This window comes from Microbacterium sp. CGR1 (assembly GCF_051062835.1).
GTDB lineage: Bacteria > Actinomycetota > Actinomycetes > Actinomycetales > Microbacteriaceae > Microbacterium.
The window spans coordinates 2373548-2398349 of record NZ_JAOTPG010000001.1 but is presented as its reverse complement, the minus strand read 5'-3'; the positions used below and the strand labels follow the sequence as shown (position 1 = coordinate 2398349).

23 protein-coding genes are annotated in these 24802 nt (G+C 67.5%); 19 read left to right on the top strand and 4 right to left on the bottom strand.

What is annotated here, in order from left to right:
* Positions 1 to 112 precede the first annotated feature (112 nt).
* The 10 genes from OD997_RS11830 (at position 113) to OD997_RS11785 (ending at position 10921) form a co-directional block, all read left to right on the top strand.
* Positions 113 to 2122, top strand: coding sequence for a beta-galactosidase (locus OD997_RS11830; protein ID WP_434331746.1), 2010 nt, complete (start codon positions 113 to 115; stop codon positions 2120 to 2122).
* On the top strand, positions 2119 to 3048 hold the full coding sequence (locus tag OD997_RS11825; RefSeq protein WP_434331745.1) for a carbohydrate ABC transporter permease: 930 nt from the start codon (positions 2119 to 2121) through the stop codon (positions 3046 to 3048). The genes OD997_RS11830 and OD997_RS11825 overlap by 4 nt, the downstream gene beginning before the upstream one ends.
* Positions 3045 to 3950: a carbohydrate ABC transporter permease gene (locus OD997_RS11820; RefSeq protein ID WP_434331744.1), complete on the top strand. Its 906-nt coding sequence runs from the start codon at positions 3045 to 3047 to the stop codon at positions 3948 to 3950. The genes OD997_RS11825 and OD997_RS11820 overlap by 4 nt, the downstream gene beginning before the upstream one ends.
* A gap of 86 nt (positions 3951 to 4036) precedes the next feature.
* Positions 4037 to 5365 (top strand): ABC transporter substrate-binding protein, encoded by a 1329-nt coding sequence (locus OD997_RS11815; RefSeq protein ID WP_434331743.1) that lies wholly within the window; start codon positions 4037 to 4039, stop codon positions 5363 to 5365.
* Positions 5366 to 5437: 72 nt separating this feature from the next.
* The gene (locus OD997_RS11810; RefSeq protein ID WP_434331742.1) at positions 5438 to 7561 is read left to right on the top strand and encodes an alpha-galactosidase; all 2124 of its coding nucleotides are present in this window, start codon (positions 5438 to 5440) and stop codon (positions 7559 to 7561) included.
* A gap of 179 nt (positions 7562 to 7740) precedes the next feature.
* The gene (gene rpmB / locus OD997_RS11805; protein ID WP_042540533.1) at positions 7741 to 7977 is read left to right on the top strand and encodes a 50S ribosomal protein L28; all 237 of its coding nucleotides are present in this window, start codon (positions 7741 to 7743) and stop codon (positions 7975 to 7977) included.
* The gene (rpmG, locus tag OD997_RS11800) at positions 7977 to 8147 is read left to right on the top strand and encodes a 50S ribosomal protein L33 (RefSeq protein ID WP_017203558.1); all 171 of its coding nucleotides are present in this window, start codon (positions 7977 to 7979) and stop codon (positions 8145 to 8147) included. The genes rpmB and rpmG overlap by 1 nt, the downstream gene beginning before the upstream one ends.
* A 3-nt stretch (positions 8148 to 8150) precedes the next feature.
* Positions 8151 to 8456, top strand: coding sequence for a 30S ribosomal protein S14 (gene rpsN, locus OD997_RS11795; RefSeq protein WP_017829734.1), 306 nt, complete (start codon positions 8151 to 8153; stop codon positions 8454 to 8456).
* Between the two features lie 236 nt (positions 8457 to 8692).
* Positions 8693 to 9817, top strand: a complete 1125-nt coding sequence (locus OD997_RS11790; RefSeq protein WP_434331741.1) for an Ig-like domain-containing protein — start codon at positions 8693 to 8695, stop codon at positions 9815 to 9817.
* Between the two features lie 528 nt (positions 9818 to 10345).
* Positions 10346 to 10921, top strand: a complete 576-nt coding sequence (locus tag OD997_RS11785) for an endonuclease domain-containing protein (protein ID WP_434331740.1) — start codon at positions 10346 to 10348, stop codon at positions 10919 to 10921.
* A gap of 168 nt (positions 10922 to 11089) precedes the next feature.
* Here OD997_RS11785 and OD997_RS11780 read toward each other — a convergent pair whose 3' ends face one another.
* Positions 11090 to 11914: an alpha/beta hydrolase gene (locus OD997_RS11780; protein WP_434331739.1), complete on the bottom strand. Its 825-nt coding sequence runs from the start codon at positions 11912 to 11914 to the stop codon at positions 11090 to 11092.
* A 149-nt stretch (positions 11915 to 12063) separates the two neighbouring features.
* On the opposite strand from OD997_RS11780, the gene OD997_RS11775 reads away from it, so the two are divergent.
* The 3 genes from OD997_RS11775 (at position 12064) to OD997_RS11765 (ending at position 15285) form a co-directional block, all read left to right on the top strand.
* Positions 12064 to 12672 (top strand): TetR/AcrR family transcriptional regulator, encoded by a 609-nt coding sequence (locus OD997_RS11775; RefSeq protein WP_434331738.1) that lies wholly within the window; start codon positions 12064 to 12066, stop codon positions 12670 to 12672.
* 230 nt (positions 12673 to 12902) lie between these two features.
* Positions 12903 to 13190: an HU family DNA-binding protein gene (locus OD997_RS11770; protein ID WP_042541574.1), complete on the top strand. Its 288-nt coding sequence runs from the start codon at positions 12903 to 12905 to the stop codon at positions 13188 to 13190.
* A gap of 85 nt (positions 13191 to 13275) precedes the next feature.
* Entirely contained in the window at positions 13276 to 15285 is a 2010-nt protein-coding gene (locus OD997_RS11765) for a cytochrome c oxidase assembly protein (protein WP_434331737.1), read from the top strand.
* A gap of 15 nt (positions 15286 to 15300) precedes the next feature.
* Here OD997_RS11765 and OD997_RS11760 read toward each other — a convergent pair whose 3' ends face one another.
* Positions 15301 to 16371, bottom strand: coding sequence for a hypothetical protein (locus OD997_RS11760; protein ID WP_434331736.1), 1071 nt, complete (start codon positions 16369 to 16371; stop codon positions 15301 to 15303).
* A 163-nt stretch (positions 16372 to 16534) separates the two neighbouring features.
* On the opposite strand from OD997_RS11760, the gene OD997_RS11755 reads away from it, so the two are divergent.
* Complete coding sequence (locus OD997_RS11755) at positions 16535 to 17929, top strand: ATP-dependent DNA helicase (protein WP_434331735.1); 1395 nt, start codon at positions 16535 to 16537, stop codon at positions 17927 to 17929.
* Between the two features lie 11 nt (positions 17930 to 17940).
* Here OD997_RS11755 and OD997_RS11750 read toward each other — a convergent pair whose 3' ends face one another.
* On the bottom strand, positions 17941 to 18588 hold the full coding sequence (locus OD997_RS11750) for a heme oxygenase (biliverdin-producing) (protein ID WP_311245963.1): 648 nt from the start codon (positions 18586 to 18588) through the stop codon (positions 17941 to 17943).
* Positions 18589 to 18642: 54 nt separating this feature from the next.
* Positions 18643 to 18957 (bottom strand): DUF2470 domain-containing protein, encoded by a 315-nt coding sequence (locus OD997_RS11745; protein WP_434331734.1) that lies wholly within the window; start codon positions 18955 to 18957, stop codon positions 18643 to 18645.
* Positions 18958 to 19046: 89 nt separating this feature from the next.
* Here OD997_RS11745 and OD997_RS11740 point away from each other — a divergent pair, with 89 nt between their 5' ends.
* The 5 genes from OD997_RS11740 (at position 19047) to OD997_RS11720 (ending at position 24798) form a co-directional block, all read left to right on the top strand.
* Positions 19047 to 20324: a serine hydrolase domain-containing protein gene (locus tag OD997_RS11740; RefSeq protein WP_434331733.1), complete on the top strand. Its 1278-nt coding sequence runs from the start codon at positions 19047 to 19049 to the stop codon at positions 20322 to 20324.
* Positions 20325 to 20373: 49 nt separating this feature from the next.
* Entirely contained in the window at positions 20374 to 21390 is a 1017-nt protein-coding gene (locus OD997_RS11735; RefSeq protein ID WP_434331732.1) for a magnesium and cobalt transport protein CorA, read from the top strand.
* Between the two features lie 156 nt (positions 21391 to 21546).
* The gene (locus OD997_RS11730) at positions 21547 to 22893 is read left to right on the top strand and encodes an ABC transporter substrate-binding protein (protein WP_434331731.1); all 1347 of its coding nucleotides are present in this window, start codon (positions 21547 to 21549) and stop codon (positions 22891 to 22893) included.
* A gap of 70 nt (positions 22894 to 22963) precedes the next feature.
* Entirely contained in the window at positions 22964 to 23875 is a 912-nt protein-coding gene (locus OD997_RS11725; protein WP_434331730.1) for a carbohydrate ABC transporter permease, read from the top strand.
* Positions 23872 to 24798, top strand: coding sequence for a carbohydrate ABC transporter permease (locus OD997_RS11720; protein ID WP_434331729.1), 927 nt, complete (start codon positions 23872 to 23874; stop codon positions 24796 to 24798). The genes OD997_RS11725 and OD997_RS11720 overlap by 4 nt, the downstream gene beginning before the upstream one ends.
* Positions 24799 to 24802 lie beyond the last annotated feature (4 nt).

Here is a 24802-nt window from a genome sequence, read left to right as displayed (position 1 = left end):
CGGGATTCGCCGCGACATGCGACGATGTGTGCACGTTCACAGAAATCCCGATCGCTGCTCTCATGCCGCGGACTGTGCACGTGCACACATGAACCGCAAAGGAGCGTCACCGATGGCCGCCGCTGTGTCCGACCGCATCGCCACCCTCTCCGCAGGGCGCGGCCTCGTCTTCGGATGCGACTACAACCCCGAGCAGTGGGACCGCAGCGTCTGGCCCGAAGACGTGCGTCTCATGCAGCAGGCCGGCGTCGGACTCGTCGCGATCAACATCTTCGGCTGGTCGTCGATCAACCCGGCCAGGGGAGTGTGGGACTTCACCGCGCTCGACGAGATCATCGGGCTTCTGCACGCCGCGGGCATCCGCATCAACCTCGGCACCGGCACGGCCTCGCCCGCACCGTGGCTCACCGCGCAGCACCCCGAGATCCTCCCGGTCGGCGAAGACGGCACGGTCTTCCAGCAGGGCGGTCGCCAGGGGTACTGCCCGAGCTCGCCGCTCTTCCGCGCCTACGCCGCGGAGGTCGTCACCCGGGTCGTCGAGCGGTACGGCGACCACCCCGCCGTGTCGCTCTGGCACGTGTCGAACGAGCTGGGCTGCCACAACGCGCTCTGCTACTGCGACACGAGTGCCGAGGCGTTCCGCGGCTGGCTGCGCGACCGCTACGACCACATCGACGCGCTGAACCGCGCGTGGGGCACGACGTTCTGGAGCCAGCGCTACAGCGACTTCGACGACGTGCGCGTGCCAGCGCAGGCGCTCTCATTGCGCAACCCGGGGCAGATCCTCGACTTCCAGCGGTTCAGCTCCGACGAGCAGCTTTCGCTCTACCGCGCCGAGGCCGCGATCCTGCGCGAGCGCAGCGACGTGCCGGTCACGACCAACTTCATGGTCACCGCGCACATCCGCAACCTCGACTACTGGACGTGGGCGGGGGACATGGATCTGATCGCCAACGACCACTACCTCGACCGTCGCCTCGACGACGCGCGGGGCGAGCTCTCGTTCGCCGCCGACCTGACCCGCGGTCTCGCCCAGGGTGCGCCCTGGCTGCTGATGGAGACCTCGACCGGCGCCGTGAACTGGCAGCCGTACAACCTCGCCAAGGCTCCCGGAGAGATGCAGCGCAACATCGCCGCGCACGTCGCCCGTGGCGCCGACGGCGTCTGCTTCTTCCAATGGCGCGCGTCGACCCAGGGCGCCGAGAAGTACCACACGGCCCTCGTGCCGCACGCGGGCGAGGACTCCGACCAGTGGCGCGAGGTCGTCGAGCTCGGCGGACTCCTCGATCGTCTCGGCGAGGTCGCGGGCACCCGCGTCGCCGCCGACGCCGCACTGTTCTTCTCGTGGGAGAGCTGGTGGGCAGCCGAGAACGAGGGCCGCCCGAGTGAGGCGCTCACCTACCTCGGCCAGGTGCACGCGGCGCACGCGGCTCTGTCGGATGCCGGCATCATCACCGACGTCGTGCGCCCGGGCAGCGACCTCGACGGCTACCGCCTGCTGATCGTCCCCGCACTGCACCTCATCAGCGATGTGGATGCCGCCGCCATCGCTCACGCGGTCGAGAACGGCGCGACAGCACTCATCACGTTCTTCAGCGGCATCGTCGACGAGGAAGACCGCGTGCGCACCGGCGGCTACCCCGGCGCGTTCCGCGATCTGCTCGGCATCCGCTCGGAGGAGTTCTCGCCCCTTCGCCCCGACGAGATCGTCACCCTGACCGACGGCACGACGGGCACGGTCTGGAGCGAGCGCCTCAAGACGACGGATGCCGAGGTCGTCGCGTCCTTCGTCGACGGACCTGCCACCGGCCACCCCGCGATCACCCGCCGCGTGGCGGGCGCGGGTGAGGCCTGGTTCCTCGGCACGCAGCTCGCCCGTGACGACTACAGCCGCCTCGTCGCGCAGCTCGCGGCATCCGCGGGCGTCCCCCCGATGCCCGGCGCGGGTCGCGACATCGAGATCGTCCGACGCACCGGCGGCGCCGGCAGCTTCCTGTTCGTCATCAACCACGGATCCACGGATGCCGAGATCCCGGCATCCGGTCACGATCTCGTCACCGACGCTCCCGCCACCGGCCTCGTGCCGGCCGGCGCGGTCCGCATCATCAAGGAGGATGTATGACCACCACGCTCACCGCTCCGGCGGTCGCCTCGGCGCCGAGTGCGCCCGGCCGCCGCCGACGCATCCCGCACAAGGGCGCCATCGCGTTCCTGATCGTGCCGTTCGGCGCGCTGTTCGCGCTGTTCTACGTCGTACCGATCGCCTACGCGTTCTGGCAGTCGCTGCTCGTGGTCGAGCGCGACGGTACCTTCGGCAAGGCCGAGCAGGTGTTCGGCGGCTTCGCCCAGTACGTGCTCGTCTTCCAGAACGAGGCTTTCTGGGCCTCGATGGGGCGGATGCTCACGTTCGGCGTCGTGCAGGTGCCGGTCATGCTCGGCCTCGCCCTGCTGTTCGCGCTGCTGCTGGACTCGCCGCTCGTGCGGGGCAAACGCTTCTTCCGCCTCGCGTTCTTCGTGCCGTACGCGGTGCCGGGCGTCATCGCCGCGATCATGTGGGGCTCGCTGTTCTCGCCCAACCTGTCGCCGTTCACCGCCATCACGAAGCAGATCGACTTCCTTGGAGCCGACCTCGTGCTGTGGTCGATCGCGAACGTCGTCACCTGGGTCTACGTCGGCTACAACATGCTGATCATCTACTCGGCGCTGCTGTCGATCCCGCAGGAGCTCTACGAAGCAGCGATCCTCGACGGCGCCGGCCAGTGGCGCATCGCCTGGTCGATCAAGATCCCGCTGGTGCGCCCGGCGATCGTCATGACCGCGATCTTCTCGATCATCGGCACCCTGCAGCTGCTCGCCGAGCCCCAGGTGTTCCGCTCGTTCAGCTCGGCGGTCACCAGCACGTTCACGCCGAACATGACCGTGTACGCCACAGCATCCATCCCGAACACCAACCTGGCGGCCGCCTTCTCGGTCGTGCTCGCCGTGACGACCTTCGTGCTGTCGTTCGGATTCATGAAGTACATGCAGCGCAAGGAGCAGAACGCATGAGCACCATGACGATCGTCGCCCCCGGTCGGGGCTCGCGCGCCAAGGCCCCGCGGGGCAAGGGCGCGCGCGAATCGGGCATCTCCCGTACCGGCGCCATGCTGATCATGGCCGTGTTCACGGTCTACTTCCTGCTGCCGCTGTGGTGGCTGCTCGTGGCCTCGAGCAAGGACACGGGCGACATCCTGACCACCGCTCCGCTGTGGTTCGCCGACTTCCATCTGCTCGACAACATCGCCGAGCTCTTCACCTACCGCGACGGCATCTACCTGCGCTGGCTGATGAACTCGGTGCTCTATGCGGCACTCGGCGGTGCCATCGCGACCCTGCTCGCCGCGATGGCGGGCTACGCGCTGGCGAAGTACCGGTTCCCGGGCCGCGACCTCATGTTCGACATCGTGCTCGGCGGTGTGCTGGTGCCGGCGACGGCCCTCGCGCTGCCGCTCTTCCTGATCTTCAGCCAGGCGCAGCTGACCAACACCTTCTGGTCGGTGTTCCTTCCCTCGATCGTGAGTCCGTTCGGCGTGTATCTGGCCCGCATCTTCGCGGCCTCCTCGGTGCCCGACGAACTGCTCGAGGCGAGCAGGCTCGACGGTGCGGGCGAGATCCGCACGTTCTTCACCGTCAGCATCCGCCTGATGACCCCCGCTCTGGTGACGATGTTCCTCTTCCAGTTCGTGGCCATCTGGAACAACTTCTTCCTGCCGATGATCATGCTCCGCTCCGAAGACCTCTTCCCGGTCGTCTTCGGCCTCTACAACTGGAACAACCAGCTGAACCAGCTGCCAGAACTCCGCGGTCTCGTGCTGATCGGCGCTCTGCTGTCGGTCATCCCGCTGATCGTCACATTCCTCCTGCTCCAGCGCTTCTGGCGCAACGGACTGGGCGCCGGCGCCCTGAAGTGAGCAGGAAGCCGACCGGACCGACCGGGCGGCACACCACCCGCACCACACACCCGCATCACCCCCATCGCATCCACGAAAGGATCGAAATGCAGCATTCGAAGATGAAGGCAGCCGCTGTCATCGCCATCTCGGCGTTCGCGCTCGCCGGTTGCTCGGCTTCCGGCGGAGACAGCTCCGGCTCCGGCGATGCCGCCGCCTGCACCCCGGCCGACGGCGACGTCACCCTCGAGTTCACCTCCTGGATCCCCGGCATCGAAGACGTCGTCGAGATCTGGAACGAGGCCAACCCCGAGATCCAGGTCGACGTGCAGACGGGCCCGAACGGCAACGGCGGCACGTACCAGAACTTCTTCAACCAGATCAAGGCGGGCGACGCCCCCGACCTCGGCCAGATCGAGTACGACGCCCTGCCGAACTTCCTCGTGCAGGACGGCCTCGAAGACCTCAGCGCTTGCGAGGACGTCGTCGCCGCCGAGGACCAGTTCGTGGACTGGGCCTGGGGACAGGTCACGCTCGGCACCGAGGGCGTCTACGGCGTTCCGCAGGACACCGGCCCCATGGCGCTGTTCTATCGCGCCGACCTGTTCGAGCAGAACGGCATCGCGATCCCCACCACGTGGGACGAGTACCGCGACGCCGCCGTGAAGATCCGTGCACTCGGCGGATACATCACCAACTTCTCGCAGTCGGACATCAACCAGTTCGCCGGCTTCGCCTGGCAGGACGGCGCGCAGTGGTTCTCGAGCGACGATGAGGGCTGGACGGTCTCTATGGCCGACGACGCCACCACCACGGTCGCGGACTTCTGGCAGAGCATGCTCGACGACGACCTCGTGGCCACGGTTCCCGCCTGGACCGACGAGTGGAACAACGCCTACAACTCCGGGGACGTCTGGACCTGGAACTCCGCCGTCTGGGGTGCCAACTCGATCTCGAGCGGCGCACCCGACACCGCGGGCAACTGGGCCGTCGCCCCGCTGCCGCAGTGGGAGGTCGGCGGCACCGCTGCGGGCAACTGGGGCGGCTCGTCGACCGCTGTCCTCAAGGGCAGCGAGCACGTTTACGAGGCGGCCAAGTTCGCGCTGTGGCTCAACACGTCGGATGAGGCGCTGACCGCGCTCGCCGAGGCGGCCAACCTCTACCCGGCAACCACCGCGGGGCTGAAGCTCCCCGTCTACGCCGAGGGCGTCGAGTTCTACGGCGGACAGAAGATCTACGACGTCTTCGCCGAGGCCGCCACCCAGGTCTCGCCCGACTTCGCGTGGGGCCCGACCATGACCCAGACCTACTCGGACGTGTCCGACGGGTTCAAGGCCGCGGTCTCGGGCAGCGGCACGCTGCTCGACGCGATCGAGAAGGGTCAGACGGCCACCGTCGACGCGCTCAAGGCCGCGTCGATCCCCGTCAAGGAGTAATACCCCTCGGAGGCCCGCCCGTATGCTCACGGGCGGGCCTCCCTTTTCGTCTGTGACCCGTCTGGAGCGGCAATGAGCGAACTCGTCCACCTGACCTCGGCCGGCGTGAGCGTCGTCATCGACACGACGAGCGCGCGGCTGCTGCACTGGGGCGCGGCGCTCGAACCCGCCGACATTCAGGCGCTCGCTGCGTCATCGACCGGCTCGGTGACGTTCAGCTCGTTCGACGCTCCGCGGGTCTTCCCGTTGCTCGCCGTCGAGGCCGACGGGTGGTCGGGAGCACCCTCTCTCGCCTGGCATCGCGGTGGTCTGCACAGCGCCCCGCTGCTGTGGTCGACCGGCTGGCGGTCGACCGCGACGTCCTTGCGGGCGGAGTTCGCGGATGCCGCTGCCGGCGCATCCGTCGTCCTCGATCTCGAGCTGGATGCCGTCGGCGTGCTGACCGCGCAGGTCTCGGTGACGAGCACTGCCGGCGAGCAGGCCGAGCCGCTGGACCTGCTGGCCGCTCGCATCCTGCTGCCGATCCCCGCGCATGCGACCGAGGTGCTCGACCACACCGGACGCTGGACCGGCGAGCGGCACCCGCAGCGGGGCGCGCTGCGGCACGGCGCGCACCTGCGTCAGGTGCGCCGCGGTCGCGGCGGGCATGACGCTCCCTACCTGACCGCGATCGGCACCGACGGGTTCGGCTTCCGCACGGGCGAGCTCTGGACCGCGCACGTCGCATGGAGCGGCGACCTCGAAGTCGGGGTCGAGAGACTCCCCGAGGGTGCAGGCGTGCACGGCGCGGTGCTGGGCGGGGGAGAGCTGCTGCTCCCCGGCGAGATCCGGCTCGCAGAAGGTGAGACCTACGTCTCTCCGCGGGTGTTCCTCACTTACGGCGAGAGCGGGCTCGACTCGGTGTCCGCGCGCCTGCATCAGACGGTCCGCGCGTTCTCCGCGCACCCCACGGCGCCGCGTCCTCTGGTTCTGAACACCTGGGAGGCCGTCTACTTCGACCACGATCCGGCGAAGATCGTCGAGCTCGCCGACGCCGCGGCATCCGTCGGCGTCGAGCGGTTCGTGCTCGACGACGGCTGGTTCCGCGGCCGCCCAGACGACCGATCAGGCCTCGGCGACTGGTTCATCGACGACGCCAAGTGGCCCCAGGGCCTCCGCCCGCTCGCCGAGCACGTGCACGGGCTCGGCATGCAGTTCGGTCTCTGGTTCGAACCCGAGATGGTGAACCCGGTGTCCGACCTCGCCGCGCAGCATCCGGACTGGGTGCTGCAGGCGTCTCCGGACTCGTCCACCTGGCGGCACCAGAAGGTGCTCGACCTGGCGAACCCGGATGCCGCGGAATACCTGCTCGAACGCCTCGATGCCCTGGTCGCGGAGGTCGGCGTCGACTTCATCAAGTGGGACCACAACCGCGACCTGCACGCGGCGGTGTCGCCGCATACCGGACGTGCATCGGTGCACGCCCAGACCACCGCCTTCTACGCGCTGCTGGATGCGCTGCGCGAGCGGCATCCCGGGCTGGAGATCGAATCGTGCGCGAGCGGAGGTGCCCGCGTCGACCTCGGTGTGCTGCAGCGCACGCAGCGCGTGTGGGCCTCGGACTCGAACGACCCCGTCGAGCGCCAGCGCATCCAGCGCTGGACGGGAACTCTGGTGCCGCCGGAGGTCGTCGGCTCGCACGTCGGTCCGCCGATCGCCGAGACCACGCACCGTGCGGCATCCCTGCCGTTCCGCATGACGACAGCGCTGTTCGGTCACGCCGGCATCGAGTGGGACATCACCGGATGCACCGACGACGAGCGCGCGGCGCTGGCGCGCTGGACCGCGCTGTACCGCGAGCTGCGTCCGCTGCTGCACTCGGGAGTCACGGTGCGCAGTGACGAGGTCGACGCCGAGACCCTGCTGCACGGCGTCGTCGCGGTCGACGGTTCACGCGCGGTGTTCGCGTGGGTGCGTCTGGGCGCCTCGGTCGATGCCTTCACGCCCCGCACCCGCATCCCCGGACTGCAGTCGGGGGAGCGGTACCGGGTGCGCGTGCGCGAGGACCTCGGAGCGGTGTCGCGCCACCAGGTCGCAGACCCCGCCTGGCTGGATGCCGGGATCGAGGCCACCGGCGCGTTCTTCGAGTCGGTCGGCGTGCCCCTGCCGCTGCTGGCACCGGGAGCTGCGCTGCTGCTCGAGGCCGTTCGAGTCTGAACGGGTCGTTCGGGTCTGACTCGGGGTCATGCTAAACTGACTCTTTGTCTGCGCACACTCCTGTGCGTAGTTCGCGTGCTTCCCCCTCTTCCACCGAGAGATCGGCGATGCGGGGTGGCGCGCAGACAAGGGATCTTGGGTGAGGCCGTCCGGCCTCACGGTATAGAAGGAGTCACATCATGGCAGCAGTGTGCCAGGTGACAGGAGCTGTTCCCGGCTTCGGTCACAACGTCTCGCACTCGCACCGCCGGACGAAGCGTCGCTTCGACCCGAACGTGCAGAAGAAGACCTATTTCGTCGCTTCGCTCGGTCGTAAGATCACGCTCAACGTGTCCGCCAAGGGCATCAAGGTGATCGACGTCCGCGGCATCGAGAACGTGGTCAAGGACCTCCAGGCGAAGGGTGTGAAGCTCTAATGGCCAAGAAGGCTCAGGACGTACGTCCGATCATCAAGCTGCGCTCGACGGCAGGTACGGGTTACACGTACGTGACGAAGAAGAACCGCCGCAACACCCCCGACCGCCTCGTGCTCAAGAAGTACGACCCGGTCATCCGTCAGCACGTCGAATTCCGAGAGGAGCGTTGATCAATGGCTAAGAAGAGCAAGATCGCTCGCAACGAGCAGCGCAAGGTCATCGTCGAGCGTTACGCAGAGCGTCGCGCCGAGCTGAAGAAGACCCTGGTCGACCCGAACGCCACCGACGAGGCCCGCGAGGCCGCACGCGTCGGCCTGCAGAAGCTGCCGCGCAACGCGTCGCCGGCTCGCGTGCGTTCGCGCGACGTCATCGACGGACGCCCCCGCGGTGTCCTCACGAAGTTCGGCATCTCGCGTGTCCGCTTCCGTGACATGGCACACCGTGGCGAGCTGCCCGGTGTCACCAAGTCGAGCTGGTAAGTCTCAGCAGACAAGCCGAAAGGGGCGAGGATCTTCGGATCCTCGCCCCTTTCGCTGTCCCCGGGCGGTGGATCTCTTCGCTTCCGAGCGTCGTCGCCAGACAATGAAATATTAATACTTGGCCTTATTGAAATATTAATGTATTCTTGGGGTATCAGCCACCCGCTGATCCGTCGGACGGAGAGTTCTGAGCCGGCGCACGCGACACCGTCGCGACGACCTACCGAAGGAACCCCATGACCATCCCGAACTCCTCCGCGCGCCACGCGCCGCGACCACGCGCTACCTCCGGTGCCGCAGTCGCGATCGGCATCGCCATCGCGGCAGCATCCATCATCGGCTTCGCCGCACCCGCGTCCGCGGCGGCCTCCGCCTCCGATGACGCCACGGCCGACTCCCTCACGGCGGCGGCCATCGTTGCCCCCGCTGAGGACGCACCGGTCGAGGCCGAAGCTCCGATCGACTCGTCCTCCGAGGCCCCGCTTCCGACCGAGTCGGATGTCGAGACCCCCGTCGACGCAGAACCGCCTGCGAGTGACGTGCCCGCTGACCCGGCCCCCGAGATCCTGCCGGTGGACGAGCACGCATTCGTCGCCGCCCCCGTCTTCGATACCCCCTCGATGGCGATCGGACCGACGGCGGCCGTCACCGGAACCGGTGTCGTCGGAGCCACGGTGCACGTGTCGATCTATCAGGGCGCCCTGATCGGCACTGCCGTGGTCGCTGAGGACGGTAGATGGAGCGTCATCCCGACAACGCCCCTCGCGCACGGAATCAATCGACTCTCGGCATATCAGAGCTCAGTCGACGGAGATTCGATGAACCTCGGCGGCATCGTGCTCGTCCACGCACTCGTCGACCCGCCGACCGCCGTCGGTCCCGAGGGCGAGCAGAACCTCAGCGAGCCCGTCGAGCTCGTCGGCACGGGAGAGCCGGGCGCGACCATCGAGGTGCGCGATGACGCCGGCACCGTCGTGTGCTCCACGACCGTCGAAGCCGACGGCACTTGGACCTGTGTCATCCCCGCTCTCGAGGATCGTGACCAGGATCTCTCCGTCACCCAGACCGACCGCGTCGGCAATGTCAGCACGCCGGTCGCCGTCAGCATCCACAAGACTTCCGCTCCGGGCCCCCAGCCCGGTGACGGATCCGCGCCGGAGACGGGCCCCCAGCCCGCATCCGGAGCTGCTGCCGATCCGATCTCCCCATCGGATGCGTCTGCGCCCTTGACGGCGCCGGCGCGGGCGGCGGCGTTGGCTGCCACGGGCGGTGAGGTCGACGGCATCCTTCTGGGTGCCGGTGGACTCCTGCTCGTCGCCGGCATCCTGTCTCTCGCGATTCCCCGTCGCAGAGTGCAGTAAGCCGTCAGACAGCCGGGAGGGGCGAGGGTCTTCGGATCCTCGCCCCTTTCGTATTTCTGCGGGCGTGCCGCCGCGCCGCCCATCGCTTCGGGACTCTCTTCGGTCGCTCGCGACGCGGGAGATCTCACGTTGCGAAGGACCCTGCAGTGGATTCCGTCCTTCAGTGCGCGCGTTCTCCTTCGCACCAGTAGTCCTGCACGGGAGGACCTGCAGCTGCGGCTTTCACAGCATCCGCAGTTCTGGCGATGAATGGGCCACTGCATCGAGCAAGATCAGCGGATGGATGCGATCGCGGAACTGGAGAGGAGAGGGGGCGTCGCGCGCGTCGTCAGCCTGCGGGCCGCGGGGGTGAGCGACCATGCGCTTCGACGAGCCAAGGATGCCGGCGCTGTCACTTCTATCCGTCGAGGTTGGGTCGCGTTGCCTGTGGCTGATGCGGCCATCGTTGGGGCGGCCGCACGGGGACTCGTCCTCAGCTGCGTCACCGGTGCCGAGCGCAGAGGTCTCTGGGTCCCGAGGAAGTCGCCGTTGCACGTCGCGGCGAGTCCGCACGCCGCGCGCCTGCGGGTGCCATCGAAGGTGGTGGTCCACTGGTCGCGGCCGGTGGTGCCGCGTGACCCTGACGAGGTCGTCGACAACGTGGTCAACATCCTTTCGTTGGTCGCTCAATGCCAGCCGCTCGAGACCGCATTGGTGATCTGGGAGTCTGCGCTGAACAAGAGACTCCTCGACCGTGCACTTCTGGAGGCGTTCGATCTCCCGCCGGCAGCTCGCGAGCTCCTGGTTCGAGTCCGTCCGTTCTCAGACTCCGGGCTGGAGACCATCGTCGTGAGTCGGTTGCGCTGGTTGAACGTGGCGATGCTGCCTCAAGCCTGGGTGCATGGTCATCGCGTCGACCTTCTGATCGGCGAACGGCTGGTGGTGCAGATCGACGGTGCGACCCATACCGGCGCTCAGCGCACGAGTGACATCGAACACGATGCGCAGTTGATGCTTCGCGGATACCACGTGCTCCGGTTCAGTTACGAGCAGATCATGGACAGATGGCCCGATGTGCAGGCTGTGATCATGGAAGCCATCGCTCAGGGCAGGCATCGTGCCTGAGGCTCGCTCACAACGCAGGAGAACTCACGCAATGCAGGACCAGATCTTGCATCAGGCCCTGCATTGCGTGAGTTCTCCTGCAGAAGAAGCGTGCGCCGGCGAGTCCTCCCCGAAGAGCCGGCGGGTCAGGAGAGGGGGCGGGCGCCCCGGAGGGCCAGCACCCCACCATCAGACGGATGCTGTCGCGTGCGCCACCGCCCAGGTGAGTGCATAGTCGGCGATCTCCTCCCATCCGTCCTGGCTGACGAGGCGGTGGGTGCGGCCCGAATACTCCTTGCGCTCCACGATCGCGGGGCTGCCGGTGGAGCGGTACTTCTTCTCGATCGCGCGGACGATGGCCGGGGGCACGACGTGGTCGATCTCACCGGCGATCAGCAGCAGTGGGGCGCGGTCGGCGCGTGCGTAGTCGACGTGGGTGACGCCGCCCTTCTCGTCGAGCACCGAGGTCACGCCCTCGAAGAACACCCGGTTGTAGGAGTTCACGGCGTACTCCTCCCAGCGGGCGTCGGATGCTGCGCGCGACAGGTCGTTGCCGAACGTGAAGTGGAAGTGGCGCTTCGACAGCGGCTTCGCGCCGTTGCGGCCGAACGGGTTCGACAGGATCGGCGTTCCGGTCCAGAGCGTCGAGAGGGGGAGCGCCGTGACGCCGGCGGTCTGTCCGGGGGCGACGCCCACATATGCGGCGCCGAGTCCGCGGTCGGCGAGCATCTGCGTGAGCACGCCGCCGAAGGAGTGGCCCATGATGATCGGCTTCACGGGGAGCGCGCGGATGATGCGCTCGTAGTTGTCGGCGATCTGCTTCAGGCCGATGCCCTTCAGTGCCGACGGGTCGCGACGGATGTCCTCGACCGAGCGGTCGTCGATGCCGGGCCAGCCGGGAACGATCACTTCATGGCCCTGGGCCCGGAAGTGCTCTGCCCACGTGTTCCAGCTCTTGGGGGTCATCCAGAGTCCGTGGATGAGGACGATCGGGGTCTTCTCGGTGCTGCTCATTGTCTCTTGTCCTTTTCCTGCCCCCGCCTTCTGCGAGTGCGTTACGCTGATAGTAGACCGAACGTTCTATCTACTGCAACCTATTCCCCGAAACTCAGAAGTCGTGGTTCGGATCCCGCGCTTCGGATGACACGATGAGAGGGATCATCATGGACACCAGCACTCGCACGACGACGACCATCGACATTCCGAAGCGGCCCAGCGCAGCCCGCACGCGGCTGATCGACAGCGCGACGAAGCTCTTCTACGAAGAGGGGATCCACGCGGTCGGCGTCGATCGGATCATCGAGGAGGCCGCCGTCACCAGGGCCACCCTCTACAAACAGTTCGGCGGCAAGGAGAATCTCGTCCTCGCCTACCTGCGCAATGAAGACGAGATGCTCCGGGCGATGTTCGCCGAGGCCGGCGCCGAGGTCGCCGACCCCGCCCAGCTGGTCGATGCGGTGATCGAGGGCATCGCGGCCGACATCCGCCTCCGGCACACGCGGGGATGCCCCTTCATCAACGCGGCGGCGGAGTACCCGGATGCCGAGGGCGCGGTGCGCCAGCTGATCGAGGAGCACCGGGAGTGGTTCCGTTCTACCCTGCAGGGCGTCGCAGAGCTGGCAGGTCTCGACGGCCCCGCCGAGGTCGCGGCCTCGCTCGTGCTGCTGCGCGATGCGGCCCTCGTCGGGGGGTACCTCGACGGAGAGGACCGGGTCGCTCCGGCCTTCGAGCGCACCGCTCGCTCCGTGGTCGCCTCTCACAGAGCCGGGTGAGGCCCGTCGGCGTCTGATCGCACGCCCGAAACGAGCGCCGGAGAAGCCGCCACACGAGTCACATTCGTCACTTCTGCACCACGACACGCCGCCGAAAAGCCCAAAACCCGCGAAATGACGCGGAAATGTGGGTGGTGGTTGATACATTCAAGGCGGTCACTCGACCAACGGAGGGCATCAGCCCCCCGAACACCAACGATGCGACGGGAACCTCGTCGCTGGAGGATGACATGGCTGACAAGTCCATCACCAAGACCGAGCTCGTCGCGAGCATCGCTTCCGCCACCGGCCAGAGCCAGGCCACCGTCTCCGGTGTCCTCGACGCGCTGTTCTCCTCGGTCTCCGACGCTGTTGCCAAGGGCAGCAAGGTCTCGATCCCGGGCTGGATCTCGTTCGAGCAGGTCGCGACCGCAGCTCGTACGGGCCGCAACCCCCAGACCGGCGCCGAGATCAAGATCCCGGCCGGCCACCGCGTCAAGGTGACCGCTGGTTCCAAGCTCAAGGCTGCCGTCAAGTAAGACCGCACCTCTTCGAAGGCCGCTCCCGATCAGTCGGGGGCGGCCTTCGTGCGTTCTCCCCGATGAGGCGGCTTAGGCTTGTGGTGTGAGTGCCCGCGCCGTGCAGACCCCGACCAGCTCCGCGTATCGCGCGGGCGGAATCGGCATCCTCCTCGCGGCCGCACTGATCGGCGTGCTGATCGCCCTCGCGTTCGGCGGGGGAGCGGCGCCACTGCTGCTGCAGGACCCCGGTCCTTTCGTGCGGTGGGCCACCCCGATCGCCAAGCTCGTCATGAACATCGCGTCGGCGGCGATGCTCGGCTCACTCGTGCTCGCGCTCTTCGCGCTGCGCAGCGAGGAGAAGTCTTTCGACCTCGCGCTCAACACGGCCTCCATCGGAGCCGCCGTCTTCACGGTCACGGCCGGCATCGGCGGCTTCTTCACCTTCATGGCGGCGTTCAACCCGCAGCTGAGCGCCGAGCGCGAGTTCGGCCAGCAGCTCGGCCGCTTCCTGCTGGAGCTGCCGCTCGGACAATCCTGGCTGATCACCACGATCATGGGCTCGGTCATCACGGTGCTCGCGTTCGCGTGGCGCACCTGGACTCCCACGCTCATCACGGCCCTCCTGGCCGCGGCATCCTTCCTGCCGCTCGCGACGCAGGGGCACTCGGGTGAGCTGTCCGGTCACAACATCGCGGTCAACTCGATCCTGCTGCACACGATCGGCGCCGCCGTCTGGCTCGGCGGTCTGCTGCTCGTCGTGATCCTGCGCGGCCGCTCGGGCGTGGGCACCGCTCAGCTCGTCAGCCGCTACTCGAGCCTCGCCGTCGCCGCCTTCGCCGTCGTCGCCATCTCGGGACTCACCCGTTCGTTCGTCGCCCTCGGCGACATCTCGCAGCTGTGGACGCCGTACGGCATGATCCTGCTCGCGAAGGTCGTGCTGCTGGGCGCCATGGGCCTGCTCGGCGCCTGGTACCGCATCCGCCTGATCCCTCGTCTCGAGGGCGCGAACGCCTCGCGCTGGTTCTGGATGCTGGTGCTGTGCGAAGTCGCACTCATGGGGCTGGCCTCGGGTGCCGCCGCCGCGCTCGCGCGCACCCCTCCGCCCACGGGCGAGGAGGCGGCCTTCGTGCAGACACCGGCCGAGAACCTCACCCGCTCGCCGTTGCCTCCGGAGTTCACGATCGACCGCTGGTTCACGGCATGGGACATCGACGTGCTCTGGCTGGTCGCCGCGGGCTTCGGTCTGTTCCTCTACCTCGCCGGCGTCCGTCGCCTGCGGCTGCGAGGCGACCGCTGGCCGATCCACCGCACGATCTTCTGGGTGCTCGGCATGCTGATGCTCGTCTGGGTCACGGGTGGGCCGATCAACGCGTACCAGGAGTACCTCTTCAGCGTGCACATGCTCGGGCACATGATGCTGTCGATGGCTATCCCGCTGCTGCTGGTCTCGGGCGCGCCGATCACCCTGGCGCTGCGTGCGATCCACAAACGCGACGACGGCACCCGCGGTGGTCGCGAGTGGATCATGTGGGCGGTGCACTCGCCGTTCTCGCGGGTCGTCACGCATCCGTTCGTCGCGGCCGGCATCTTCATCCTGTCGCTGTGGGCCTTCTACTTCACCGACCTCGTGCGCTGGTCGATGTTCGAGCACCTCGGGCACGAGTGGATGGTCGCTCACTTCCTGATCTCGGGCTACCTGTTCGTCATGAGCCTGATCGGGGCCGACCCGGTGCCGTACCGTCTGCCGTACCCCGGCCGCCTCATCACCCTCATCGCGATCATGGCGATGCACGCCTTCTTCGGCATCGCGATCATGATGCAGGAGGGGCTGATGGTCGCCGACTGGTTCGGCGCGATGGGGCGCACCTGGGGGGCGACGCCGCTCGATGACCAGTACATCGGTGGCGGCATCGCCTGGTCGATCGGTGAGATCCCCACCCTGATCCTGGCCATCACGGTGGCGATCCAGTGGAGCCGCGACGACACGAAGGTGCAGAAGCGCCGCGACCGGCATGCCGACCGCACGGGTGAGGCCGAGCTCGAGGAGTACAACGCGAAGCTCGCGGCTCTGGCCGAGCGCGACCGGCGCGAGGCCGAACGCCAGGCACGCTGACGCGACCGAGGCGACTCAGCCGGTCGACTGCTCGTCGGGCGATCCGACGCGGATCGAGGCCGAGCCGTCGGGGAGGATCGTGATCGATCCGTTGACCTGGAACGCGACGTCCTCGGACACCTTCTGCACGGAGCCGTCGAACAGCGATCGGATCTCCACCTCGACGTGCGCCACGGCATCCGTCGGGGGGATCTTCCAGTGTCCGCCGTCGGGGACGACGGTGACCTGAGGCTGGTTCGCGATCGACCACTCCGGCAGCGAGGCGATGCGGTTGGAGACCTGCAGCCCGAACGGGCAGGCGGTCGGCTGCAGCACCTGCTGCGACGTGCACGCGGTGAGGAACTCCTCGACGCGCTGCTGCACGACCGAGACGAAGTCGGCCGTGGGCGTGGTCTGCACATCGACCGGCGTCGTGGCGAGCGGGGTGTCGGCGAGGACGCCGACACCGTCGGAGTCCGAGATCGCGGTGTCGACGGTCACCGAGTACAGCCCCGGCGTGAAGACGAGCAGCGGGAGCGGGTCGAGCGGTGCCGCGTCGGCGCCGGCGAACGACACCTGCCGTCGGTCGACCTCGAAGCCGTTCACCGCGAACTGGTCCGCGCCGCGCAGGGTCAGCTCGACCACCGCGAGCGGGCTGTCGGTGAAGCGCCAGTTCGGCGTGACCCCGGCCCAGCCGTCCTGCTCGACCGTGAAGGTCGTGACACCCGAGTGCTCGGCCGCCTTGTACGAGACGGTCACGGCGGTCCTGTCGCCGTCGGACTTCTCGGACACCACCTCGACGTCCGTGAGCGGAGCGAGCGACGCATGGCGGAGCAGAGCCTCGGATGCCGTGGCGCCGATGCCCGCCGCCTCGAGCGTCTCGCGGTCGACCGCGACACCGGGGATGCGGAGAGCATCCGCCGCACGTCCCTCGGAGAGGAGGTCGAGGTAGCGCACCACGAAAGCGGACGGTCCGTAGAACTGCCGGTACAGCGTGGCCCCGCCCGCGCCGAGAGCGGCGACGAGCAGCAGACCGATGACCGAGAGCAGCGCGAGGTCGGCGACGAGGCGCGAACGCCGGGGCGCCTTCGTCTCGACCTGCTGCATGGCGTCAGTCTAGGAGGGCGGCCTGGGACGGAGCCGAGCATGGCGTCGCCCTGTGACAGGGCTGTTGGGCTGTGTCCGTCGGATGCCTTGCCTCAGCGCCACGTAGCATGGGGGAGCGCGTGTTCCGCGTGCGCTTTCCGCCGTCGTCCCGTGTGAGAGATCCGTGTCGCTTCCCGCCCTGTCCGAAGAGCAGCAAGAGCTGTTCCGGCTGATCGAGGACACCGGTGAGCACGTCTTCATCACCGGGCGTGCGGGCACCGGCAAGTCGACGCTGCTGCAGTACTTCTCGTGGAACACGAAGAAGCAGATCGCGATCTGCGCTCCCACCGGCGTCGCCGCCCTGAACGTCGAGGGGCAGACGATCCACTCGCTGTTCCGGCTGCCGATCGGGCTGATCGGCGACTCGGACATCGACCAGAACGACAACACCCGTCGCATCCTGAACGCGATCGAGACGCTCGTGATCGACGAGATCTCGATGGTGAACGCCGACCTCATGGATGCGATGGATCGTTCTCTGCGCCAAGCGCGGGGCAAGCGCGGCATCCCCTTCGGCGGAGTGCAGATCGTCATGTTCGGCGACCCGTATCAGCTCGCGCCCGTGCCGCCGCGGGGTGACGAGCTGCGCTACGTGAAGGATCACTACCGCTCGTTCTGGTTCTTCGACGCCAAGGTCTGGGCAGGATCCGCCGGGGGCGAGGCTCCCGACGACGACGGCGGTCTCTTCGCGGTCGACACCCGTGCCGAGCTGCACGTGCGCGAACTCGTGCAGATCCATCGCCAGTCGGATGACGGGTTCAAGGCGATGCTGAACGCCGTGCGCTACGGGCGGGTCACCGCCGAGATCGCGGGCGTGCTGAACACGCAGGGTGCTCGCACGCCCCCCGACCCCGAGCCGGGGGAGGTGCCGATGATCACGCTCGCCACCCGCAACGACATCGTGAACACGATCAACAGTCGGCACCTGGCCGCTCTGCCCGGCAAGGAGCAGACGGCGCGGGCCGAGGTCAGCGGCGAGTTCGGAAAGGGCGAGGCCTCGTTGCCCGCCGAGTCGGAGCTGAAGCTCAAGATCGGCGCGCAGGTGATGTTCCTGCGCAATGACACGTCGATGTCGGGCGAGCCGCCGCGCTGGGTGAACGGCACGATCGGCACGGTCGTCCGCATCCTCGGCGAGACGGTGCGCGTCGAGATCGACGGCGAAGAGGTCGATGTCGACCCCGCCGTCTGGGAGCGCTTCCGCTATTCGTACGAGCCGAGCACCAAGAAGCTGTCTCGCGACGTGGTCGCGGAGTTCACGCAGTTCCCGCTGCGTCTCGCGTGGGCCGTCACGATCCACAAGTCGCAGGGCAAGACCTACGACCGCGCGATCATCGACCTGGGCTCGGGCGCCTTCGCGCCGGGGCAGACGTATGTCGCGCTCTCGCGGCTCACCTCCCTCGACGGGCTCTACCTGTCGAGGGCGCTGCGACCGAGCGACATCCGGGTCGACGAGGACGTGCGCCGCTTCATGCGCGACGCGTGGCTCGCAGCATCCACCCCCGAGGTCGGCAAGGGCTGAGGCGAGACCCCTCAGGCCGCGACGCGGGCGCGGTCGAGATCTTCAAACAGCTCGGTGTTGAAGCGGTAGGCGAGGAGGACCTCGTCGATCACGCGCTCGCGCTCGGCGTCGTCCCACGGAGCGGCGTCGAGCTGCTCGCGGTAGACGTCCTTGAACGCGGACGGGTCGGCGATGTCGTCGAACAGGTAGAACCCGATGCCGTTGGTCTCGAAGCCGAAGCGACGTGCCATCACGCGTCCGATGAAGATGCCGCCCGAGAGGTCGCCGAGGTAGCGCGTGTAGTGGTGCGCCACGAAGCCGCCGGCCCACGTCGCGCCGACCTGGCGGATGCGCTCGACGTAGCGCTGTGTGGTGGGGAGGGCTGTGATCTCGTCGCGCCAGTCGGCGCCGAGCAGGAACTCGAGGTCAGCCTCGAGCGCGGGGAGGCGGGTCAGCTTGTCGCTGATGAAGACGGATGCCACGGCGTCCTGGCGCATGCGGTCACCGGCCGACTCGAGTGCCTCGTAGATGAAGTAGTGCTGTGCGACGAGCGCGATGTAGTCCTCGCGAGAGCCCTCGCCCTTGAGCAGGTCGGACATGAAGCCTGCGCCCTCGCTGCGCGAGTGCGAACCGGAGGAGCGCTCACGGAGGGCGGCGGAGAAGGACAGGATCTCGGACATGTGCCAAGTGTAAGGGTTGCCTTACCTCTGGCGAAACCCCGGGATCTCAGAGCGTCACGCGTGCGGGCGCGGCTCCACCCCGAGCTTCTCGCAGGCGAGGTCGTAGAGCGCGACGACCTCACGGCGCACGGCGGGCCGATCGCTGATCGCGCCGGAGGGCCACGCGACGCGCAGCTCCGACGGGACCCCGGCGCGGGTGATCTCCCAGACGCCGCCGTCACCGTCGAGGCCCGTCATCACGGCATCCGTGATCTCGCCGCCGCCGGCAGGCGAGAAGGCACGCGTGATCAGCAGGTTGTCGTCGGTGTGGTCGCCGTTCATGTGGCGCAGGATCGCGGAGACGACGTCGGCATCGAAGATGTGGGGCATGATGATCACCCTAAACGGGCCCTGACGATGCGATCTTTCAGGAACGGCGTTCTAGACTCGGGAGACACGTCTTCCGGGGGTCCCCTTTCATGCAGCTTCTCTCGTCGCGCAGGTTCCGCGCAGCAGCGGCCGGCGCAGCCGTGCTCGGGCTCTTCCTCACCGGATGCACATCCGATCCGGAATTCAGCTACGAGCCGCCGGCTCAGGTCGACGGCGCTCTGCCCGACGACACTGTCGCCGCCATGGAGGCGGCCGTCACCAATGCGCTCACCGCCTCGGGTGCGTCCGGTGCCGTGGTCGGCGTCTGGGCTCCGTGGAGCGGCAAGTGGGTGACCGGGATCGGCACGCAGGATCCGGGCGCCGGTGACGAGATCAGCACGGACATGGCGTTCCGCGTCGCCGACGTGACTCGCCTCATGACCTGCGACGTGCTCTACGGCCTGGTCGACGACGGGATCGTCGACCTCGACGACCCCGTGCCGGACTACGTCTCGGGTGTCCCGAACCTGCAGGACCTCACCCTGCTCGACCTGTGCAACGGCACGTCCGGTCTCGGCTCGTCCGAGGCCACCGCCAAGTCGGCGTGGATGAACACCCCCGAGCGCGTGTGGGCTCCGCTCGAGCTCGCCTCATACGGACTCGGTGCCGCGCGAGGCGCCGCGCACACCACATACTCGAACTCCGACACGGCGTACCTGCTCCTCGGCCTCGCTCTCGAGCGCGCCTCCGGCATGTCGGCGTCCGAGCTGATCGCCGAGTACGTCGCCGAGCCGCTGGGTCTCGCGAACACGTCGCTGCCTGCTGCCGCGGCGGCACCGCCCTCCACAGGGCCGGTCATGAACGGTCACTACCTCTCGCCCGTCGAGGGCGGCTACAACTGCGCTGCGCCCGTCGACATCACGACGCTCTCGTCGAGCTCCGGGTTCACCGACTCCGGAGTGGTCTCGACGATCGAGGACCTCGGCCGCTATGCGCAGGCGGAGGCCACGCTGCGCACCGAGCAGACGCCTGACCGCTTCGCGAGCCCGCTCCCGGTCGCTGCGGACACGCCGTCGTGGCTGCAGGCCACCGGCGGAGCAGTCCTCGTCGGCTCGATGGTCGGTCAGTACGGCTGGACCCCCGGGTACCAGACCGCCGCCTACTCCGACCCGGCTACCGGATTCACGGTCGCGGTGTCGCTGAACGACTCGACCACGGCCGGCACGACCGCCGCGTACCTGGCGTGGGAGCTCGCGGCCATCGCCTCCAAGGCGCCGGCGGCCGAGGGGCAGACCGCTCCGGAGTTCGGTCTGCCGTTCACCGCCGAGCAGTACCACGAGGCCATCACCGCATCGGCGATCCCCTGCGTCGCACCCGCTGAGGGCTGAGACCGGGCGTCGAGCCGCGGCCCGGCCCGACCGGACGGAAGGGAAGCCGATGGCGATCATCGACAACGCGATCTACGTCGACGGTGTCCGCACCGAGAACCCTCGCAGCCTCAGCGAGACCTTCGAGGCGATGCGGGAGCGCGGCGGACTGAGCTGGATCGGGCTGTACCGTCCGAGCGAGGCCGAGATCCGCGAGGTGGCCGACGAGTTCGGCATCCATGCCCTCGTCGTCGAGGATGCGCTGTCGGGTCATCAGCGGTCGAAGCTCGAGCGCTATGGCGATGTGCTGTTCATGGTGCTTCGCTCGGCGCGCTATCTCGACGCGGCCGAGGAGGTCGAGTTCGGCGAGATCCATGTGCTCGTCGGCACGGACTTCGTCGTCACGATCCGTCACGCGGAGTCGCCGGATCTCGGGCGGGTGCGTCGTCGCCTCGAAAGCGATCCCACCCTGCTGAAGCTCGGCCCCGAGGCCGTGCTCTACGCGATCCTCGACGAGGTCGTCGATGAGTATGCGCCGGTTCTTGCGGGCCTCGAGAACGACATCGACGAGATCGAGAGCCAGCTCTTCGAAGACGGGGTCGACGCGACACAGCGGATCTACGAGCTGGGGCGTGAGGTCATCGACTTCCAGCGGGCGGTGCAGCCGTTGGCGGGGATGCTCGATGCCCTGTTGCGCGGCTCTGCGAAGTACCAGGTCGACGAGGAGCTGCAGCGATACCTGCGCGACGTGCTCGACCACACCCTGCGCGTCTCGGAGCGCGCGAACACGTTCCGCACCGTGCTCGACAACGCGCTGACCGTCGAGTCCACGATCGTGGCGCGGCGTCAGAACGAGGAGATGACGCGGATGACGGAGCTGAGCATCCGTCAGAACGACGAGGTCAAGAAGATCTCGGGCTGGGCGGCGATCCTGTTCGCGCCGACCCTCGTCGGCACCGTCTACGGCATGAACTTCGACCACATGCCCGAGCTGCACTGGGCGTTCGGGTATCCCATGGCGATCGCGCTGATGGTGGGGATGGGCTTCGGGCTCTACTGGGTCTTCAAACGCAAGGGCTGGCTGTAGCCACTCGATTCCGGGCGCGCCGAACGTCGCCAGGGTTGATTCTCGCGAGTTCACGAGTAAAGTGCAACTAGTTACAGAAAGTGCTTGGAAAACGCTATCCCCTCGGCTACCGTCGGTGTAGCCGACGAGAGTCCGGCACGAATCAAGGGAGATCACATGCACAACGCAATGACGCGGACGGCACGAAGCCGCCTCCTGCTGGTGACCGCGGGCCTCGCGACCTCTGCTCTCGCGCTCGCCGGTTGCGCCGGTGGCGATGGTGACGCGGGAGCGTCGGAGGACAAGACCACGATCCGATTCCTGTACGCCACGGGAGACGAGACCTGGAACGGGGTGGTCGACCAGGTGGTCACCGCCTTCAACGAGCAGAGCGACACCACCGAGGTCAAGCTCGACCCGCTGCCCGCCGGATCCGATTACGCCACCGCGCTCAAGACCGTCGATGCCACCGGCAACTGGCCTGCCGTCGTGGACATGCGCGACACCCTCACCTACGTCAACGCCGGCAAGCTCGCCCCCGTGCCCGAAGAGGTCACGGCGCTGCTCGAGCCCGACGCGTTCGCCCCTGCCGAGGACGGCAACGTCTACACCGTGCCGTCCAGCGCGCTCAACGGCGAGCTCGGCATGAACATCGTCTACAACAAGACCTACTTCGAGGAGCACGACCTCGAGGTGCCCGAGACCTACGACGACTTCATCGACCTGCTCGAGGAGATCAAAGCCAATGGCGACGTGCCGCTCGCCACCGCCGCCGCGGAGGTGTGGCCCTCCGACCAGCTCTGGAAGCCGCTCGCCGCACCGGTGTTCGCCGAGTACAGCGACGAAGGCGGGTTCTGGAACGCGGCAGCTGCGGGAGACGCCTCTGTGGCCGACCTGAAGGCTCCGCTCGAGGAGCTCAAGATGATCATGGACGACTACGTGCTGGAGGGCTGGCAGTCCACCGCGGACGCGCAGACCACGACGCTCCTGGTCAACGAGCAGGCGGTCATGGCGACCTCGTCCGCCGGGCTCGGACGACTCATGGACATCAACAAGGTCGACCCGGAGTTCGACGCCGGGCTGTTCATCATCCCCGACGAGGACGGCAACCTCAACGTCCTCAAGAACAGCGTGATCGGCGACACAGCCGGCGGTCTCGCGATCTCGTCTCAGGCCGCGGAAGACGAGGACGAATACGCGTCCGCCGTCGAGTTCCTCGAGTACTTCTACTCCGTCGAGGCCGCCGACCTGATGGAGGCGAGCGGGTGGATCTCGCCCAACATCCTCAAGTCCGATGAGGTCACCCGCAACGACACCATCCCCGGAGCCGAGGACTTCTTCGCCCTGCTCGAGAACCCGAACCTCGTCTGGTACGAGAACTCCCCGACGCTCAGCACCTTCAGCTCGGTCAACACCTTCTTCCGTCAGTCCCGCATCGAGATGCAGGACGGCCAGACCACGATCGACGAGACGATCGCGAAGGTCCAGGCGGAACTCGACACGCAGGTCGCCGCAGCCGGTTGAGCCACGGCGCCGGGGCGCGGACCCGACCGCGCCCCGGCTTCGGCGAACGGCGATCGATCAAGGAGAGAACATGAGTGCACACACCGAGGTCAGAGTGAGACCGCGATTCGGACGAGGGCGTCTGGCCATGCTGGGCTTCGTCATCCCCGCGCTGGTGATCTATCTCATGATGGTGATCGTCCCCTCGCTGCAGACTCTGCAGCTGAGCCTGACCGACTGGGACGGCATCAGCGACGGCTACGACTACGTCGGCATCCGGAACTATGAGGACATCGTCGCGAGCGGCCGCTTCTGGAACGCGGTGCGCAACACCCTGATCCTCGGACTCGGCTCCGCCCTGATCATCAACGTGATCTCGCTCGCCGTGGCCCTCATGCTCGACAAGCTCAACCATGCCCAGGGCTTCTTCCGCACGGCCGTGTACCTGCCGGCGCTCGTCAGCGCCTTCATCATGGCGACCATCTGGAAGTACCTGCTCAACTACAACTTCGGCTCCGTCAACACGGTGCTGCGCGACATGGGCCTCCCCGAGTGGGCCCGCGACTGGCTGGGTGACAGCAGCATCGTGATCTGGGTCATCCTGTTCATCACCTGCTTCACGCTCGGTGGCAACACGACGCTGATCTACCTCGCGAACCTGCAGTCGGTGCCGCAGGAGCTCATCGAGGCCGCGCGCATCGACGGCGCGAGCGGCGCCAAGGTCTTCTGGAACGTGACCTGGCCGATGATCGCCGGCGCCGTCACCGTCAACATGACGCTCGCGATGATCGCAGGCTGGGTCATCTTCGATCAGGTGCTCGTGCTCACCTCAGGAGGCCCCGGGTTCGTGAGCGAGACCATGGCCTTCTTCATCTACAAGGTCGGCTTCGGCGAGTACCGGGCCGGATTCGGTTCGGCGGCCGCCGTCGTGCTCTTCATCGTGGTGATCGTGAGCACCGTCGCCGCGAACGCCTACATGCGCAAGAGGGAGATCCAGGCATGACCGAGACGATGACCCAGGTCACCATGAAGATCGAGCCGGAGGCGCGCCCTGCGGGGATCGCTCGCATCCCACGCCCGCCGCGCGTGCGCCGGGAGAAGAAGAAGTGGTCGATCGGCGAGATCATCGTGATGGTGGTGCTCAGCATCCTGGTGCTGATCGTCGCGTCTCCGGTGATCTACGCGCTGCTGAACTCGTTCCGCTCGTACGCCGAGATCACGAAGGATCCGATGGGCCTGCCCACATCCTTCGCGTTCGACAACTACGTCACCCTGTTCCAGCAGACCGACTTCCTCGAGGCGGTGCTCAACACCCTCATCATCACGGTCGGCACCGTCGTGATGCTCATCATCATCGTGCCGATGGCCGCCTACGGCATCGAGCGGATCGGCGGCCGCACCTCGCGGTTCCTGTACGTGCTGTTCATCGCCGGACTCATGATCCCCTTCCAGGTGCGCATGATCCCGCTCGTGAAGGGCTTCGACGATGTCGGCCTGTACAGCACGCTGCTCTCGGTGATCCTCGTGCATCTCGGAGGGGCGGCGAGCTTCGGCATCCTGCTCTACTGCAGCTTCATCAAGGGCATCCCGATCGAGGTCGAAGAGGCGGCGCACGTCGACGGCGCGGGCCGCCTGCGCACCTTCTGGCTCATCGTCTTCCCGATGCTCCTGCCGGTCACCTCGGCCTTCGTGATCATCCAGGCACTCGGACTCTGGAACGACTTCTTCATCCCCCTGGTGTTCCTCGACTCGTCGTCGGCCGGAACCATCAACGTCGCGATCAACCGCATGGTGGGTCTGCTCACCTCTCAGTGGCAGCTGATCTACACGGGAGCGATCCTCGCCATCGTCCCTTCGGTCGCGATCTTCGCCGCCTTCCAGCGCTACTTCATCAAGGGCATGTCGGTCGGGGCGGTCAAGGGATGAGCAC